Source organism: Rugamonas apoptosis (assembly GCF_014042355.1).
Taxonomy (GTDB): Bacteria; Pseudomonadota; Gammaproteobacteria; order Burkholderiales; family Burkholderiaceae_D; genus Rugamonas; species Rugamonas apoptosis.
Genome location: NZ_JACEZU010000015.1, coordinates 63481 through 79947, shown reverse-complemented (window position 1 = coordinate 79947; position 16467 = coordinate 63481). Strand labels below are relative to the sequence as shown.

Sequence of the window (16467 nt, the reverse complement as noted above, 5' to 3'; positions counted from 1 at the left end):
CCCTGTCCTTTTTTCATTTCGCGCTTTGATTTAGCGCCCTACGGATGTGCGCACAAACTCAACATCAAATAATCGGTTGACGAACGGACAAGCACTGCCGATACTCACGGTCGCCGCACGCGACCATCACCGCGCGGCGCCCATCAACGTCCCATTCGGAAACCGTATGAACAAATCTCTCATCGCGCTCGCCATCCTGAGCGCCGCAGCCCATGCCGACGAAGGCATGTGGATGCCCCAGCAGCTGCCACAAGTAGCCAAGGAACTGAAAGCTGCCGGCCTCAAGCTCGACCCGGCCACCCTGACCAAACTGACCGAATTCCCCATGGGCGCCATCGTCAGCCTGGGCGGCTGCTCGGCCTCGTTCGTATCGCCGCAAGGCCTGGTCGCCACCAACCACCACTGCGTGTACGGCAGCGTGGCCCACAACTCCACCCCGCAGCGCGACCTGCTGGCCAACGGCTTCCTGGCCAAAAACCTGGACGAGGAACTGCCGGCCGCGCCCGGCTCGCGCATCTACGTGACCAAGGAAGTGCGCAACGTCACGGCCCAGATCATCAACGCCGACGCGGCCAAACTGACCGGCAAAAAGCGCAGCGACGCCATCGAGAACAACCAGAAAGCCATGGTCGCCACCTGCGAGCAGGATGCCGGCCACCGCTGCACCGTGTCGTCCTACTACGGCGGCCTGGAGTTCTACCTCATCAAGCAACTGGAAATTCGCGACGTGCGCCTGGTGCATGCGCCACCGGCCGGCGTGGGCAAGTTCGGCGGCGACACCGACAACTGGATGTGGCCGCGCCACACGGGTGACTATGGCTTTTACCGCGCCTACGTCAGCAAGGACGGCAAGGCCGCCGACTACAGCAAGGACAACGTGCCCTACCTGCCGCAGCACTTCCTCAAGCTGGCCAAGGAAGGCGTGAAGGAAGGCGACTACGTGATGGCGCTGGGCTACCCCGGCCGCACCAACCGCCACCGCCTGCCGTCGGAAGTGGCGTTCACCTTTGGCTGGAGCTACCCGGCCTACGTCAAGATGTCGGGCGAGAACCTGGCCATCATCGCGGCCGCGACCAAGGACAACAAGGACACGGCGCTGAAGTACGCGGCGCAGGTGGCCAGCACCAACAACTACTACAAGAACCGCCAGGGCATGCTGGACTCCTACGCCGGCAGCGACATCCTGGCCCGCAAGACGGCCGAACATGAGGCGCTCAAGGCATGGGTCGCCGCCGATTCCGCCCGCAAGCAGGAATACGCGGCCGACATCGCCCGCGTGGAGCAGTTGATGGCCCAGCGCGACGCGGAAACCAAGCGCGACTTCTTCCTCGGCTACGCCCATCCGCGCCTGCTCAACACGGCCCGCTCCCTGTACCGCCTGGCCAACGAAAACGCCAAGCCGGACGCCGAGCGCAAGGCCGGCTTCCAGCAGCGCGATCTGCCCCGCATCAAGGCCAGCGTGGCCGCGCTGGTGCGCAACTACGATGAACAGGTGGACAAGGCGCTGGTGCTGCACGCGCTGGCCAAGTACGCGGCCCAGCCCAAGGCTGAGCGCAACGCCACCTACGACGCCGTGCTGGGCCTCCGCGACGGCATGAGCGAGGCCGAGCTGCGCGCCGCGCTCGACACGCTGTACGCCGGCAGCAAACTGGGTGACGCGGCCGAACGCGACGCCTGGCTGGCGCGCACCCCGGCCGAGTTCCAGGCCAGCACCGACAGCATCATCAAGGCCGCCGTCGCCATGTACGGCGCCGACCTGCAGGACGAAGCCAAGGACGAGGAATTGGGCGGCAACATCCAGCAAGCCTACGCCAACTACATGAAGGCCAAGATCGCCTACATGCACAGCAAAGGGCAGGCCGTGTACCCGGACGCCAACAGCACCCTGCGCGTGACCTTCGGCCGCATCGCCGGCCGCGACCACGGCGCCGACGGCACCGCGTGGACCGCCTTCACCACCGTCAACGGCGTGCTGGCCAAGGCCACCGGCAAGGGCGAATTCAACGCCCCGGCGGCGCAACTGGCGGCCATCAAGGCCAAGGACTTCGGCAACTTTGTCGATCCCAAGCTGAAGACCGTGCCGGTGGACTTCCTCGCCACGCTCGACATCACGGGCGGCAATTCCGGTTCCGCCGCGCTGAACGCCAAGGGCGAGTGGATCGGACTGGCCTTCGACGGCACGCTCGATTCCATCATCTCGGACTGGGATTACAACAAGGCCAACACCCGTGATATCCAGGTCGACCTGCGCTACATCCTGTGGAACATGAAGCATGTGGACCACGCCGACAACCTGCTCAAGGAGATGAAGGCCGAATAAACCCGGCCCCGATCCGATACCGCACCATGGGAGCGCGCCACCGGCCGCTCCCATTTTTTTTTCGTCCGGCGACAACCGATTGCCAAATGCGCTACATTTAAGGTCTGTTCAACCCACCGAGAAGGAGTTGTGATGACCGCGAAAAAAATTGGCATTCTGGTCGGCAGCCTGCGCAAGGATTCCTATACCCGCAAAATAGCCCAGGCCCTCGTATCGCTGGCGCCCGCCTCGCTGGCGTTCGAATTCATCGACATCGGGGAACTGCCCCTGTACAACCAGGACCTGGAGGAGAACGGCGCCGTCGCCCCGGCCGCCTGGACCACCTTCCGCCAGCGCGTGCAGGGGTGCGACGGGGTACTGTTCTTCACCCCCGAATACAACCGCTCGGTGCCGGCCGCGCTGAAAAACGCCATCGACGTGGGTTCGCGCCCGTACGGCAGCAGCGTGTGGGGCGGCAAGCCGGGCGCCATAGTGAGCGTCTCGCCGGGCGCCATCGGCGGCTTCGGCGCCAACCACCACCTGCGCCAGTCCATGGTGTTCCTCGACGTGCCCCTGCTGCAGCAGCCGGAAGCCTACATCGGCGGCGCGGCCAACCTGCTCGACGACAGTGGCAAGCTGACCAACGAAGGCACGCAACAATTCCTGCGGAAGTTCGCCGCCGCCTACGCGCACTGGGTCGACACCAACGCGCGGCCAGCGGGCGCCTGACGCGCTAGCGCCGCAGCAACGCGAACGGGTAGCGGCCGCCCGGCGCCGCGACCGGCACGAACAGGTCTTGGTTGCCGGCGCGGCGCAGCAACGCCATTGCCTGGCCGTCGCTGGCCGGGGCCAGCACCAGTTCCGCGCCCGGCAGGCGCTGGGGCAGCGCGGCCAGCTCCCCGGCCGCCAACGGCGCGCAGCTGACATAAATGCGGCTGGTGGCGTGGAATGTGCCTATCTCGAGCATGAAGCCTGCCGTGGCCACCGTACCCGGCCCGCCGGGCATCGCTGTCACACGCAGGCGCGCCTGGCCCTTGCGCAGGTAAAGCGTATCCCAGGCCCGCATGGGATGGCCAGCCGGCCCCACGTCCCATCCCGCGGCGGGCGGCTCCGTGTACACCAGCGGTACGGCACGCGCAACGCTGGCCGACATGCGGGACACCGGTAACCTCCCAGCCTGTAGTGACAGCACGGCCAAATCGGATGGTCCGACCCCGCCATCCGGCCCCACCAGCGCCACCGTCAGGCCATGAACGCGTATCGTCGCCCGCCCGTCCGGTTCCAGCGCGATGCTGCCCTGCTCCGGCGCCCGCTGGCCGTGGCGCGCGGCCGGCAGGTCCAGCACATAGCGCGGCCCGATCTGGGCCAGTCCCACCCGGCAGCCCAGCGCCAGCAGGGCCACCACGCACACCAGCCGCCATCCATACCAGCCGCCCATCGCATCCTCCGCGCGCCACGCCGAAAACCCAGTAATAACACCGCCGCGACGGAGGGCGCTTGAAGCAGCGCAAGCGCGAATGGCCAAGGCCGGCGGCGCGCTGTCGCCGCTCAAAAATCAGGCACGAATGATACAATTCCGCCCTCGGCGCCGCGCTTACCCAGCGCGCGCGTGTTGAACAACCACCCTCTGAGATCCAGACGCCATGCACCCAGCCATGCCAACGCCTTACGAAAAAGGCAACCATAACCAGACCACCGAGTGGAGCGACTGCATCGCCTTCTACCAGGAACTGGCCCAGCGCTTCCCGCAAGTGCTGCGGTTCGAGCAGATCGGCGTATCCGATGGCGGCGTGCCGGTGCATGCGGGCGTGGTCAGCGCAGACGGCGTGTTCGAGCGCGAACAGATCAAGCGTGAAGGCCGCCCCGTCTTCTTCAACAATAACGGCATCCACCCGGGCGAGCCGGAAGGCGTGGACGGCTGCATGGCCCTGGTGCGCGACCTGTGCTTCGAGCCGGCCCGACTGGCCGCGCTGGGCAGGACGGTGCTGCTGTTCGTCCCCGTCTACAACGTGGACGGTTGCCTGAACCGGGCCAACACGTCGCGCGTGAACCAGGACGGACCGGAGCAATTCGGCTTCCGTGGCAACAGCCGCCACCTGGACCTGAACCGCGACTTCATCAAGTGCGACACCCTCAACGCGCGCCTGTTCAATGAACTGCTCACCGCCTGGGACCCGGACGTGATGGTCGACACCCACACCTCCAACGGCGCCGACTATCCGTACACGATGACGCTGATCCACACCCAGGCCGACAAGCTGGGCGGCGAGCTGGGCGCCTTCCTGCGCCACACCATGCTGCCCCACATCTACGCCCAGATGGACGCGCGCGGCTGGCCCACCTGCCCCTACGTCAACCCCGTCAAGGACAGCCCGGACGAAGGCATCGCCGAGTTCCTGGAAGTGCCTCGCTTCTCGACCGGCTTCGCGGCCCTGCACCACGTGATCGGCTTCATGCCCGAGACGCACATGCTCAAGCCTTTCGCGGACCGCTACCAATCGATGCGCGCGCTGGTGGACGTGACGCTGGCCTTCACCGTCGCCCACGGCGAACAGATTCGCCAGTTGCGCGCCGCCGCCCGCGCCCACGACCGCCGCCGCAGCCACTGGCCCGTGAGCTGGAAGATGGACGAGCAAAACCCGTCCACCTTCCGCTTCAAGGGCTACGCGGCCAAGCGCAGCCCCAGCCTGCTGGGCAACTACCAGCGCCTGTGGTACGACCGCAGCCAGCCGTGGGAGCAGGACATCGCCTACTACAACCACTTCCCGGAGGACGTGGTGGTGCCCGCGCCCAGGGCCTACATCGTGCCCCAGGCATGGCGCGAAGCGATCGAACGGCTGCAATGGAATGGCGTCCAGATGCGCCGCCTGGAAACGGCCACCACGTTCGACGCGCAGTACTACCACATCGCGTCCGTGAGCTCGCGCCCGCACGCCTACGAAGGCCATATGTTCCACGATGAGGTGCAAGTGGAAGCGCGCACGGGCCGCTTCACGGCCCAGCCGGGCGACTACTACATCGCGCTCGACCAGGACAACGCCCGCTACGCCGTCGAAACGCTGGAACCGCAGGCGCACGACAGCTTCTTCCGCTGGGGTTTCTTCAACAGCGTGCTGGAAAAGAAGGAAGCCTATTCCGACTACGTGTTCGAGGATCTGGCGCTGCACATGCTGGAGACGGAACCGGCACTGAAAACCGCGTTCGAAGCGTGGAAGGCGGCCAATCCGGCCCTGCTGACGGACCAGACCAAGGTGCTGGACTTCATCTTCGAACACGGCCAGCGCCACGCGGAACCGGAATGGCGCCGCTACCCCGTGCTGTCGGTATTCTGATCCACCGGCCGCGCCCCTATCGAGCAATACCTCAACCCGTTCCGCCTGCGCGGGACGCCGCCTCGATGTCCCTGTCGACATCGAGGCACACCACGCCAGCGCCGGCGATCCCCGCGCGCGCGTGATATGTGCGGCGCGCCCACCAGCGGCGCCGCGTAGTTCACAAGTACCGACGCCAGACCACTGGACCGACGTGCCCACAAGGTCACCGCCATGCATTACGCACTCAACCTGCGCACATTTTTTTACAGCCATTACTTCCACCTGGGGCTGCGCTTCGCCGCCGGGCTGGTGGGCGTCACCCTGATCACGCTGCGGTTCGCCGGCATGGCCACCGCCATGACGGTGTGCATCGGCGCCCTGTGCACGGCCCTGATGGACATGCCCAGCCCCCTGCGCCACAAGTTCAACGAGATGTCGGCCTCGGTGCTGCTGTGCGGTGCCGTCACCCTGCTCATCAGCCTGTGCGGCCCGGTGCGCTGGCTGTTGATGACGATGCTGGTCCTGGTCAGCTTCATGGCCTGCATGATGGTGGTGTACGGGAAGAAGTCGATGCCGCTGCAACTGGCCACGCTGTTCATCATGACCATGTCGATGGAACACGACATGACAGCGCGCGAGTCCTTCATCCACGCCGGCCTGTTCACGCTGGGCGCGGTGGCCTACCTGGGTTACTCGATGGCCGTGTCCTGGCTGCTGCGCCACCGCATCAAGCAGCAGGTGCTGGCCGAAGCCCTGTTCGAACTGGCCGCCTACATCGACATCAAGGCCGATTTCTACGACACCCGCTACAACCTCACGGAGCAGTTCAACAAGCTGGTACGCCATCAAAGCCTGCTGGCCGACCGCCAGCAAGCGTCGCGCGACCTGATCCTGCGCAGCCACCAGGACCGCAAGGACGCCATCGTGGTGCAGGTCCACGTGTGCATGCTGGACCTGTATGAGCTGATCCTGTCCACCCACACCGACTACGCCCAGTTGCGCGCCCACCTGGCCGATTCGCCCGTCCTGAAAACGCTGCACGACCTGGCGTGGAAGGCGGCGCGCGACATCGAATCGGCCGCCTACGCCATCACCCGCAAGCGCGCCTCGTACCAGCAGGTGAACTACGAAGCGGAACTGGCCGCCGTCGAGGACGAACTGCACGCCTTGCAACGCAAGGTCGATGAAGGCAAGCCGGAGCAGGAAGCGCTGGCCGTGCTGCGCGCCCAGCGCAACAAGATCAAGGCCATCCTGCACATGATAGGCCAGTTGCACCTGGCCAGCCAGAAGGTCTACGACAGCACGCCGTTCTGGATCGATGCCGACATGGGCCCCTTCCTGTCGCAGCAGAAGTACGAATTGAAGATGATCCTGTCGCACCTGCGCTGGGACTCGCCCATCTTCCGCTTCTCGCTGCGGGTGGCCATGGCGATCTCGGTCGGCCTGCTGGTGGGCGCGCACTTGCCGTACGCGGCCCACAGCTACTGGATCGTGCTCACCATCGTCATCATCCTCAAGCCCAGCTTCAGCATGACCAAGCAGCGCCGCAGCGACCGCATCGTGGGCACCGTGATCGGCTGCGTGATCACGGCCTTCATCATCCGCTACCTGAACTATCCGGCCGCCATCCTGGCTTTTTTAATCCTGTCCACGGTGGCCACGCCGACCTTCATCTACCTGCGCTACCGCTACGCCGCCATCACCGTCAGCGTGATGATCCTGCTGCAGATGCACCTGCTGGCGCCCGGCAACAGCAACCTGATCATGGAGCGCCTGGTCGACACCATCGTCGGCGCGGCCGTGGCCACCGCGTTCAGCTTCGTGCTGGCCAACTGGGAATACCAAAGCCTGCCGCGCCTGATCCGCCTGGTGCTGGATGCGAACCTGCGCTACATGCAAGCCTCGTTCGACCTGCTGCAGGGTAAAGGGCGGGACGATTTCGCCTACCGCATCGAGCGCAAGCGCCTGATGGACAGCCTGGCCGCGCTCAGCGCCGCGCTGGTGCGCATGCTCGACGAACCGGCCAGCAAGCAGCGCGCCGTGGAGGACATCAACCTGTTCATCGTACAGAACTACCTGCTGGTGGCGCATGTGGCGGCATTGCGCGCCATCCTGCGCCGGCACGTCACGGAACTGCCGGCGGCGGCCGTCAACGAAAAACTGCGCGACAGCCACCGCGAAGTGGTCGCCATCCTGACCGCCGCGCTGGCCCGGCACGAGCAGGCCGGTGTCGACGTTGGCCTTGGTGCTGGCTTTGGCGGTGGCTTTGGCGGTGGCGCCGCGCCGGCCGCCGCCAGCGGTGGCGACGCCGCGCCAGCCGTGCCATGGTCCGGCTGGCCGCTGGTGCAGCGGCGCATCCGCCTGCTGCAGGCCGACGCCGCCAAGATCATCGTCCACAGCGAGGCCATCGTCCGCAACGTGGCGTAGCGCGGCAAGTCGAAACGCGGCGTTGCCCTGCAGGCTGCGCCGATCGCTGCTACCATGGTCTGATGAGTTCATCCAACCATCTTCCCTTGAGCGGCCGGGATCTGCTGGCCGCGCTGTGCGTGGTACTAATCTGGGGCACCAACTTCATCGCCATGAAAGTGGGCCTGCGCTTCCTCACCCCATTCCAGCTGGGCGCCGGCCGCTACCTGTTCGCCGTGCTGCCGCTGATCCTGTTCATCCGCCCGCCCCGCCTGCCGGCGCGCTGGGTGGTGCTGTATGGACTGTGCCAGGGCGTGGGGCAGTTCGGCCTGCTGTTCCTGTCGCTCAAGGTCGGCATGTCGGCCGCGCTGGCGTCCGTGCTGCTGCAAACCCAGGTCTTCTTCACCGCCTTCTTTGGCTTTGTGCTGCTGGGCGAGCGCGCCAGCCGCCCGCTGCAGGGAGGACTGCTGCTGGCCGCGCTGGGCCTGGCCTGCTTCGGCGCCAATTACCTGGCGCCGGGCCACAGCGGCGCCACCACGGCCGGCGGCTTCGCCCTGTGCCTGGCGGCGGCGGCCATGTGGGCCGCCTCCAACATCGTCGTGCGGCGCGCCCAGCAAGCCACGCCGCAATTCGACGTGATGGCGTTCATGGTGTGGAGCAGCACGGTGCCGGTGCTGCCGTTCGTGGCCCTGTCGCTGGCCTTCGACGATCCGGCCACGCGCTGGCAATGGCTGGCCGCGCCGGCCGGGGTCTGGGTCTCGCTGGCCTACCTGGGCTGGATGGCCACCGTGCTGGGCTACGCCATGTGGACTGGCCTGCTCAAGCGCCATCCCGTCAACCGGGTGGCGCCGTTCAGCCTGGGCGTGCCCGTGGTGGGCATCAGCGCCGGCATGCTGGTGCTGGGCGACCAGATCAGCGGCTGGCAGTGGGCCGGTACGGCGCTGATCGTCACGGCGCTGGTGTGCGTGATGTTCGGCGGACGCTGGCTGAACCACGCCGCCCGCGCCTGAGACGGGCGCGCCGCCTCAGGCGAAGCACACCTGGTTGCGGCCCGACTCCTTGGCCCGGTACAGCAACGCATCGGCCTTTTGCAGCATGGCTTCGGCCGTGCCGGCCGCCAGGTCACCATACACACCCATGCTCATCGTCACCTTGAGGCCAGGCTGCACCTCGTGCCACGGGAAGCCTTCGATCAGGTGGCGCAGCTTGTCGCACAGGGCGGCCGCCTGCGGCAAGGCTGTCTCCGGCAGCGCGATCACGAATTCCTCGCCGCCGTAGCGCGCCACCAGGTCCGTCAGGCGCATGTGGCCACGCAGGATCTCGCCCACCTGGCGCAGCACGGCGTCGCCGGTGGCGTGCGAATACTGGTCGTTGATACGCTTGAAGAAATCGATATCGCCGATCACCAGGCTCAATGGCCGCTGGTGGCGCACGGCCTGGTTGAATAGCGTGCTGGCCTGCTCGTCGAAATGGCGGCGGTTATACAGCTTGGTCAGCGCGTCGCGCACACTCAACTCGCGCAACTGGTCGGCCTGGGCCAGGATGGTCTGGTGCGAGGCGCTCAATTCCTCATGGCTGCGGGCCAGTTGCTCGCTCATGGCGTTGAAGGCGTTGGCCAGCGCCGCCACCTCGTCCTTGCCATGCACGGGCACCCGTTGCAGCAGCGAGCCGCCGTGCATGGCGCGCACGGCGTCCGTCAGGCTGCTCAGCGTGCGGCTCAAGCGTTTGCTCAGCAACACGCCGAGCACCAGCGCCAGCACGGCCGCTCCCGTCACCCCGGCCAGCAGCGCTTCGCGCATGGCCGCCAGGTATTGCAACTCCTCCTTGCTGGGCGTAAACACCCCTTCCGGTGAGATATAGGCCGCCACCTTGCCGTCCACCATGACGGCGCGCGCATCCTTGCGCGCCGCTTCCGGCAGCGGTTCGCCGGGCCGGTACACGCCTGCGCCCAACAACACCTTGTAATCCTGGTCCGCCACGATGAAATGGAACGGCGGCTCGCCGCCCGGATGACGGCGCCCCGGCGGTGGACGGTCGCCGCCACCCTGGCCGGGCGGTGGCCGCGAACCGGCGTCGCCGGGCCCTTCACCGGGCGGTGGCGGCGGCGGGCCGCCGTCCTCCCCTCGCATGGGCATGGGCCGGGGCCGGCCGCCGGGGCCGTCGAATTCGGGCCCGAAACGGGGACCGCCATCTCGGCGGGGCGGCTGACCCGGGCCGCCATCGTCCGGTCGACCCAACCGCTCATCCGGTGGCCCCGGCCGCTCATTCGGTGGCGGTCCAGGCTCGCCGTCGGCCGGGCGCGGCGCGTCCAGGGAGGCCGGCGCGGCCCCATTCTGCTGCGACGCAGCATTCAAGCGTTCCGCCTCCTGCGTGCGCCGCGCGAACCGGTCGAATGGTTCGACCGCGTTGGCCGCTTGCCAACTGCCGTAGTGCGCCAGATAAGCGCTCAGGTAGGTGTAAAAGTGCTCGGCGGCTTGCTGGCGCCGGATCAAATCCACCTTTTTGTTCATCCCCACGTATGCCAGGCCACCCACCATCGCCACGGCGGCCAGCCCGCTGAGCAGCAATGCCAGCATAAATCGTATACGCAAGGACATATATCACCCCGTCTTCGTCTTATTGCAAATTGGACAGTAATCATACCCCAGCGAAGCGCCATTTCCAGAGGGAGCAGGCGGAATTTCCCGCCTTTTTCGTTGCCTGAAAGAATGAAAGAAAGATATTGCTAACTCAGCGATATACGGTTTCTGTATGGATGCCATCACAAATCAAAAGTTTGTTTATTACTGAATCAGCCCTATACTGCACTGCAACAACGGACGAAAAGGAGTTTCAAATGAGCACTGCACACACCCACCTGAGCTACAACGACTATGCCGCCGGCGGTTACGCCAGCAACGTTGCCCAAGCAGCACGCGGTTTGTTGGCCGCCCTGTTCGCGGTCAAGCCACGCGCGGAAGAACAGGCCATGGAAGAGCAGCGCCACAATGATTCGACCTATCTGTCCCGCATGGCCGACGACTACGAGCACATCGCCCCCAACCTGTCGGCTGAACTGCGCTTCATGGCATCGCGGGGCTGATCATGCAAGTCCTGTCGCTGCTTCCCGCCTTGTTGGCGACCGTGGGCCTGGTTCTGCGCCTGTACCTTGGTTATCAATCGGAGTAAAACTATGTTGACCATCATCGAAAATCTGCCTGCCGCCATCGCCCTGACGGGCCTCGTGCTGCGCCTCTACCTGGGCGCCAACCCGGCGCAATACAAAGCGCACTAAGCTGCTTACCCATGAAAAAAGACCCGGCCGCTCACGCTGCCGGGTCTTTTTTTATTCCGCCGCCGGAAGTCAGGCGCGCGGCGTGTGGTTCAAGTGCGAGTGACGCATGCCGTACAGGAAATAGGTCAGGACCGCCGCCGTCATCCAGATCGAGAAGATGGTGAAGGTGGTGTTCGACAGGTCGCGCATGATGTACAGGCAAGCCAGGATGCTCAGGCCCGGCACCACGTAGGGGCCGAACGGCACGCGGAAACCTTCCACGCCATTGCCATTCTCCCGGCTCCGCATCACCGGCACGGCCAGCGAGACGACGATGAAGGCCGTCAGCGTACCCATGCTGACCATGTCCCACAGGAAGGTGGCGTCCACGAAACCGGATACCAGCCCCACCACGCAGCACACGATCAAGGTGTTGCTGACCGGCGCCGCCGTGCGGGGGTTGACGGTCTGGAACGCTTTCGAGATCAGGCCGTCACGCGAGATGGCGAACAGGATGCGGGTCTGGCCATAAATGGTCACCAGCGTCACGCTGAACACGGAAATGACGGCGCCGGCCGCCAGCACCAGGGCCGGCCAGGTCTTGCCCGTCACGTTCTGCAGGATCACGGCCAGGCCAGCTTCCTGGCCTTCGAACTTGGCCGCCGGCTGCGCGCCCAGCGCCGCCACCGCCACCAGCATATAGAACACGGTGACGATCACCAGCGCGGCCAGGATGCCGATCGGCACGTTGCGGCGCGGATTACGTACTTCCTCACCGGCCGTGGCCACCGTGTCCAGGCCAATGAAGGAGAAGAACACGGTGCCGGCCGCCGCCGTCACGCCCTTCATGCCGGCGAAGCCCTTGCTGTTATCGGTATTGAAGAAGGGAATGAAATTGTTCGAATCGAAACCGGCGAACGCGATCACAACGAAGAACACGAGAATGGCCAGCTTGATCATCACCATGATGGCGTTGGTGGTGGCCGATTCCTTGGTGCCGCGCAGCAGCAGGAAGCAGCACAAGCACACCAGCATGATCGGTGGCAGATTGATATGGCCGGGATGGAATTCAATCCCCGTCGGCCCCGACACGATCATGGGCGAGCGCAACAACGACGGTATATGCCAGCCAAAGGCGTTGACGAGGAAATTGTTTAAATAATCAGACCAGCCGATGGCCGTGGCGCTGGCCGCCAAGCCATATTCGAGCAACAGACAGGCCGCCATGATGAAGGCCAGGAATTCCCCCACGGTGGCATAGGCGAACGAGTAAGAGGAACCGGAGGCGGGGATGCGGAACGACAGTTCGGCATAGCACAGCGCCGTCAGGCCGGCCGTGATGGCGGCGATCAGGAACGACAGGATGACGGACGGGCCGGCCTTGGGCACGGCTTCCACCATGGTGAAGAAAATACCGGTGCCGATGGTGGCGCCAACGCCGATCATGGTCAGCGGGAATAAACCGATCGAGCGGTTCAAGCCGCTGCCGCTGTTGCCATGCGTATGCTCAGGGGTGACATCGACCGGCTTGATTCGGGTCAGTTTCTGGCCCAGTGTTTGGTTCACAGGCTATCCTTGTATCGGTTGCTACGGCAGCGCGGATAGCGCTCCGGCGAAATGGTCGGTCAAAAAAACTATGCGATTATAGGGCTTCTTGTCGCCGGCCCCTACAGTAATTTATGTGCATAAGCAGCAACAGATCCACCCCGCCACTGCCCGCTTTTCCCCTCCCGCTGTTACACCTGCTTACTTTTGATACAGCGCAATGTATAGATTGAAACGGGCTGGCCCATTAATCTGGTGTCATGCGTTTCCAAACAACAACCAGGAGCCCAGACATGGAAAAGATCCCAACCGTAACCCGCCGCATTCATCCCCTGATCGCAGGCGCTGCGATTTCGGTCACCGTGCTGAGTCTGGTGGGCACAGCCGCCATCGCCGGCTGGCTGCCTTCCTCCAAGGCCAAGGGTGACATCAACCCCGGCGCCAACCCGGTGCCAGCCAACGCGCTGACGTCCGACCTGGCCCCCGGCCAAGCCCAGCCGCCACTGCCGCCGGCCGAGGTGCAGCAAGCGCAATACCAGCAGCCGGAGCAGCAGCCGCAGCGTCAACAGCAGCCAGCCGTGCACCACACGGCCCGCCCGCACCACAGCACCCAGGTGGCCCAGGCGGACGACTATGACCGCCGCGCCCAGTCCGCGCCGCAGCCCGCACCGGCTCCCGCTCCGGCCAACAGCTCGCCCAACTACGTGGGCATCGGCGCCGGCGCCGTGATCGGCGGCTTGCTGGGTAATCAAGTCGGTGGCGGCCGTGGCCGTACGGCGGCCACCATCGCCGGCGCCATCGGCGGCGGCATGCTGGGTAACCAGATCCAGGAACAGCAGAAGCAGCCGCAACGCTGATCCGCGCGGGACCGCCGTCCCGCATCTCCCCTCACACCAGGGCCGCCGCGCTACCAGCCGGCGGCCCTGGCTGTTTCTGGCGCCGGGTCACCGGCCGCCGCCCGGCCTGCCATCTATGCAATATTGCCTATAACGCCTATCCACTTCGCAGCGTTGCCTTGCGCAATATACCTGAGTATATTGCGAACTTTATAAGCAACCCGGAGCACAGCGTCCCATGCGATACCCAGGCAACCCACCTCCTGTTCCACTCCCCTTCCCCCTGCAACTGGCCGTGCTGGCCTGCGGCCTGCTGGCCGGCGCCGCCCACAGTGCCGACGCCGTGTTCGACCTGGGCGTGGTCACCGTGCTGGGCCAGCGCACCGCCAACGGCACCGTGGGCGAAGAGCAGGTATCAACCACCGTCACGCGCGCCGGCATGCAACGCTTCAACCGCGACAACGTGGGCGACGCCCTCAACCTGCTGTCCGGCGTCACCCTGTCCACCAATTCACGCAACGAGAAGACCATCGCCGTGCGCGGCTTCGATACGCGCCAGGTGCCCCTGTTCATCGACGGCATCCCCGTCTACGTGCCCTATGACGGCTACGTGGACTTCAACCGCTTCGCCACGGCCGACCTGGCGGCAATCCAGGTCGCCAAGGGCTACAGCGCCATCGCCTACGGCGCCAACACGCTGGGCGGCGCCATCAACCTGATTTCGCGCAAGCCAGCCGCCGCGCTCGAAGCGGATGCGTCGCTGGGCGCCGGCGCCGTCGGCGCACGCCGCGCCGCCGCCAACATCGGCAGCAATCAGGGCCTGTGGTATGCGCAGGCCGGCCTGTCGTTCAGCGAAGGTGACGGCTTCCGGCTGGCCTCATCGTTCCAGCCCACGCGCAGCGAGGATGGCGGCGTGCGCGACAACGGCCGCTACCGCGACAGCAAAGTCTCGCTCAAGGCCGGCCTCACGCCGGGCGGCGGCGATGAATATGCGCTCAGCTACTACCGCCAGGATGGCGAGAAAGGGCAGCCGCCATCGACCGTGCCGGAATCGGCCCGCTACTGGAAATGGCCCTACTGGGACAAGGAAAGCCTGTACCTGGTCACGAGCACGGGCCTGGGCCAACTGGAACGGCTCAAGCTGCGCCTGTACCACGACCGCTACGCCAATGAAGTGGACTCCTACACGGATGGCCGCTACGCCACGCTGAAAACCAGCGGACCCGGTTCCGTGGGCAGCGGCCGCAGCATCTACCGCGATCACACCAACGGCGCCATCGTGGAGCTGCAATCGCTGCGGCTGGCCGCGCACAGCCTGCAGGCCGTGGCCCACTACAAGGCCGACCACCACGTGGAAACGGATGCCACCGCCACCACCAACGCCCGCTTCGACGACACCCTGCTGTCGCTGGGCGCGGAAGACCTGGTGCAGCTGGACCCGGCGCTGCAACTGGCGCTCGGTGCGTCGCGCGACCGGCTGCGGCCCGACACCGTGTACAGCCTCGGCAACGCCTACAGCCTGCCCTCGGCCAAGGACAGCAACAACGCCCAGGCCGGCCTGTACTACGACTGGTCCGGCGCGGCGCGGCTGTACGCCACGCTGGCCCGCAAGTCGCGCCTGCCCACGCTCAAGGACCGCTACTCGCAGCGCCTGGGCACCTTCATCGAAAATCCCGCCCTCGCGCCGGAACGGGCCTGGAACTATGAGATCGGCTATCAGGGCGCGCCCGCCGCGGCCACCCGCTACGACGCAGCCCTGTACCTGAGCGACGTACACGACAAGATCCAGGCCGTGGCCAACGTCAGCGGCAACCGTTCGCAGATGCGCAACATCGGCCAGGTGCGGATGACGGGCCTGGAACTGGGCGTCACGCGGCGCCTCGCCAGCCAGTTCGACGTGGGCGCCAATTACAGCTACACGCACGCGGAAAACGTGAGCGCGCCAGCCACCCGCGTCACCGACCTGCCCGCACACAAACTGGCCGCGCACGCCGCCTGGCATGCGGACGAACGTTGGGAGCTGGTCGCCTACGGCCTGGCCAACAGCGGCCGCTGGGCCTCCAACACGGTCCGGCTGGGCGGCTACGCCACGCTGGACGCGAAAGCCGTCTACCACCCATCGGCCCGGGTGGCGCTGGAGGCCGGCGCCAGCAACGTGGGCGACCGCAACTACCAGCTGGCCGACGGCTTCCCCGCTGCCGGGCGGGCCTGGTTCTTCAACCTCAACTGCCAATACCAGGACTAAGGAGCATCATGCGACAACTGATCTTTTCCCTGCTCACCGCCGCCTTCGGCCTGGGCCAGCCCGCGCTGGCCGAGAACAAGCCAGCCAATCCGGCGGCCCTGGTCACCACCAGCGTCGCCGTCACCGGCGCCGTCGAGCATCCGCTGCATTTGACGGTGGCCGATTTGCGCCGCCTGCCGGCCGCGCAACTGGGCGACGTGCCCCTGATCTGCCAGAGCGGCGCCAACATGGGCAAGCTGGAACATGTGCGCGGCGTGCGCCTGCGCGACCTGCTGGACCAGGCCAGCATCGCCGCGCCCGGCCACCATGACCTGCGCAAGACCATCGTGGTGGCCAAGGCCAGCGACGGCTACCTGGCCATCTTCTCGTGGAATGAACTGTACAACGCCCCGCTGGGCAACGACGTGCTGGTGTATTTCGAAAAGGAAGGCAAGCCGCTGGACGACGATGAAGGCCGTATCGCCATGGTGTCGTCCGGCGACGTGCGCACCGGCCCGCGCCACGTGAAGTGGCTGCAGTCGGTGGAAGTGCGCCGCATCGCGGACTGAGGCCCGCGCGGGAGCGTGTCC

At 65.9% G+C, this 16467-nt stretch carries 12 protein-coding genes; 9 read left to right on the top strand and 3 right to left on the bottom strand.

The window, feature by feature from the left end:
- Positions 1 to 166: 166 nt before the first annotated feature.
- Positions 167 to 2320, top strand: a complete 2154-nt coding sequence (locus H3H39_RS24570; RefSeq protein WP_182157030.1) for a S46 family peptidase — start codon at positions 167 to 169, stop codon at positions 2318 to 2320.
- Positions 2321 to 2452: 132 nt separating this feature from the next.
- Positions 2453 to 3028 (top strand): NADPH-dependent FMN reductase, encoded by a 576-nt coding sequence (locus H3H39_RS24565; RefSeq protein WP_182157029.1) that lies wholly within the window; start codon positions 2453 to 2455, stop codon positions 3026 to 3028.
- Positions 3029 to 3032: 4 nt separating this feature from the next.
- Here H3H39_RS24565 and H3H39_RS24560 read toward each other — a convergent pair whose 3' ends face one another.
- Positions 3033 to 3737 (bottom strand): hypothetical protein, encoded by a 705-nt coding sequence (locus H3H39_RS24560; RefSeq protein WP_182157028.1) that lies wholly within the window; start codon positions 3735 to 3737, stop codon positions 3033 to 3035.
- Positions 3738 to 3954: 217 nt separating this feature from the next.
- On the opposite strand from H3H39_RS24560, the gene H3H39_RS24555 reads away from it, so the two are divergent.
- The 3 genes from H3H39_RS24555 to H3H39_RS24545 all read left to right on the top strand — a co-directional run bounded on the left by H3H39_RS24555 (position 3955) and on the right by H3H39_RS24545 (position 9029).
- Positions 3955 to 5631 carry a M14 family zinc carboxypeptidase gene (locus H3H39_RS24555; protein WP_375540458.1) on the top strand — a complete coding sequence of 559 codons (1677 nt, stop codon included), beginning with the start codon at positions 3955 to 3957 and terminating at the stop codon, positions 5629 to 5631.
- A gap of 213 nt (positions 5632 to 5844) precedes the next feature.
- Positions 5845 to 8040, top strand: a complete 2196-nt coding sequence (locus tag H3H39_RS24550) for an FUSC family protein (protein WP_182157026.1) — start codon at positions 5845 to 5847, stop codon at positions 8038 to 8040.
- 62 nt (positions 8041 to 8102) lie between these two features.
- Positions 8103 to 9029 carry an EamA family transporter gene (locus H3H39_RS24545; protein WP_182157025.1) on the top strand — a complete coding sequence of 309 codons (927 nt, stop codon included), beginning with the start codon at positions 8103 to 8105 and terminating at the stop codon, positions 9027 to 9029.
- A 15-nt stretch (positions 9030 to 9044) separates the two neighbouring features.
- On the opposite strand, the gene H3H39_RS24540 is transcribed toward H3H39_RS24545, so the two are convergent.
- A complete protein-coding gene (locus H3H39_RS24540) occupies positions 9045 to 10595 on the bottom strand; it encodes a GGDEF domain-containing protein (protein WP_229218258.1) in 1551 nt (516 codons plus the stop codon).
- A gap of 260 nt (positions 10596 to 10855) precedes the next feature.
- Here H3H39_RS24540 and H3H39_RS24535 point away from each other — a divergent pair, with 260 nt between their 5' ends.
- Positions 10856 to 11101: a hypothetical protein gene (locus H3H39_RS24535; protein WP_182157024.1), complete on the top strand. Its 246-nt coding sequence runs from the start codon at positions 10856 to 10858 to the stop codon at positions 11099 to 11101.
- Positions 11102 to 11362: 261 nt separating this feature from the next.
- On the opposite strand, the gene H3H39_RS24530 is transcribed toward H3H39_RS24535, so the two are convergent.
- The gene (locus tag H3H39_RS24530) at positions 11363 to 12838 is read right to left on the bottom strand and encodes an APC family permease (RefSeq protein ID WP_182157023.1); all 1476 of its coding nucleotides are present in this window, start codon (positions 12836 to 12838) and stop codon (positions 11363 to 11365) included.
- Between the two features lie 272 nt (positions 12839 to 13110).
- Between H3H39_RS24530 and H3H39_RS24525 the strand changes: the two genes are divergently transcribed.
- The 3 genes from H3H39_RS24525 to H3H39_RS24515 all read left to right on the top strand — a co-directional run bounded on the left by H3H39_RS24525 (position 13111) and on the right by H3H39_RS24515 (position 16446).
- A complete protein-coding gene (locus tag H3H39_RS24525; RefSeq protein WP_182157022.1) occupies positions 13111 to 13674 on the top strand; it encodes a glycine zipper 2TM domain-containing protein in 564 nt (187 codons plus the stop codon).
- Positions 13675 to 13891: 217 nt separating this feature from the next.
- Entirely contained in the window at positions 13892 to 15898 is a 2007-nt protein-coding gene (locus tag H3H39_RS24520; protein ID WP_182157021.1) for a TonB-dependent receptor plug domain-containing protein, read from the top strand.
- An 8-nt stretch (positions 15899 to 15906) separates the two neighbouring features.
- Positions 15907 to 16446 carry a molybdopterin-dependent oxidoreductase gene (locus H3H39_RS24515; protein WP_182157020.1) on the top strand — a complete coding sequence of 180 codons (540 nt, stop codon included), beginning with the start codon at positions 15907 to 15909 and terminating at the stop codon, positions 16444 to 16446.
- Positions 16447 to 16467: the final 21 nt, after the last annotated feature.

Excerpts from the sequence above, each read along its gene's own strand:
- H3H39_RS24570 (WP_182157030.1), top strand. The coding sequence starts at position 167 with ATGAACAAATCTCTCATCGCGCTCGCCATCCTGAGCGCCGCAGCCCAT.
- H3H39_RS24565 (WP_182157029.1), top strand. The coding sequence starts at position 2,453 with ATGACCGCGAAAAAAATTGGCATTCTGGTCGGCAGCCTGCGCAAGGAT.
- H3H39_RS24560 (WP_182157028.1), bottom strand. The coding sequence starts at position 3,737 with ATGGGCGGCTGGTATGGATGGCGGCTGGTGTGCGTGGTGGCCCTGCTG.
- H3H39_RS24555 (WP_375540458.1), top strand. The coding sequence starts at position 3,955 with ATGCCAACGCCTTACGAAAAAGGCAACCATAACCAGACCACCGAGTGG.
- H3H39_RS24550 (WP_182157026.1), top strand. The coding sequence starts at position 5,845 with ATGCATTACGCACTCAACCTGCGCACATTTTTTTACAGCCATTACTTC.
- H3H39_RS24545 (WP_182157025.1), top strand. The coding sequence starts at position 8,103 with ATGAGTTCATCCAACCATCTTCCCTTGAGCGGCCGGGATCTGCTGGCC.
- H3H39_RS24540 (WP_229218258.1), bottom strand. The coding sequence starts at position 10,595 with ATGCTGGCATTGCTGCTCAGCGGGCTGGCCGCCGTGGCGATGGTGGGT.
- H3H39_RS24535 (WP_182157024.1), top strand. The coding sequence starts at position 10,856 with ATGAGCACTGCACACACCCACCTGAGCTACAACGACTATGCCGCCGGC.
- H3H39_RS24525 (WP_182157022.1), top strand. The coding sequence starts at position 13,111 with ATGGAAAAGATCCCAACCGTAACCCGCCGCATTCATCCCCTGATCGCA.
- H3H39_RS24520 (WP_182157021.1), top strand. The coding sequence starts at position 13,892 with ATGCGATACCCAGGCAACCCACCTCCTGTTCCACTCCCCTTCCCCCTG.
- H3H39_RS24515 (WP_182157020.1), top strand. The coding sequence starts at position 15,907 with ATGCGACAACTGATCTTTTCCCTGCTCACCGCCGCCTTCGGCCTGGGC.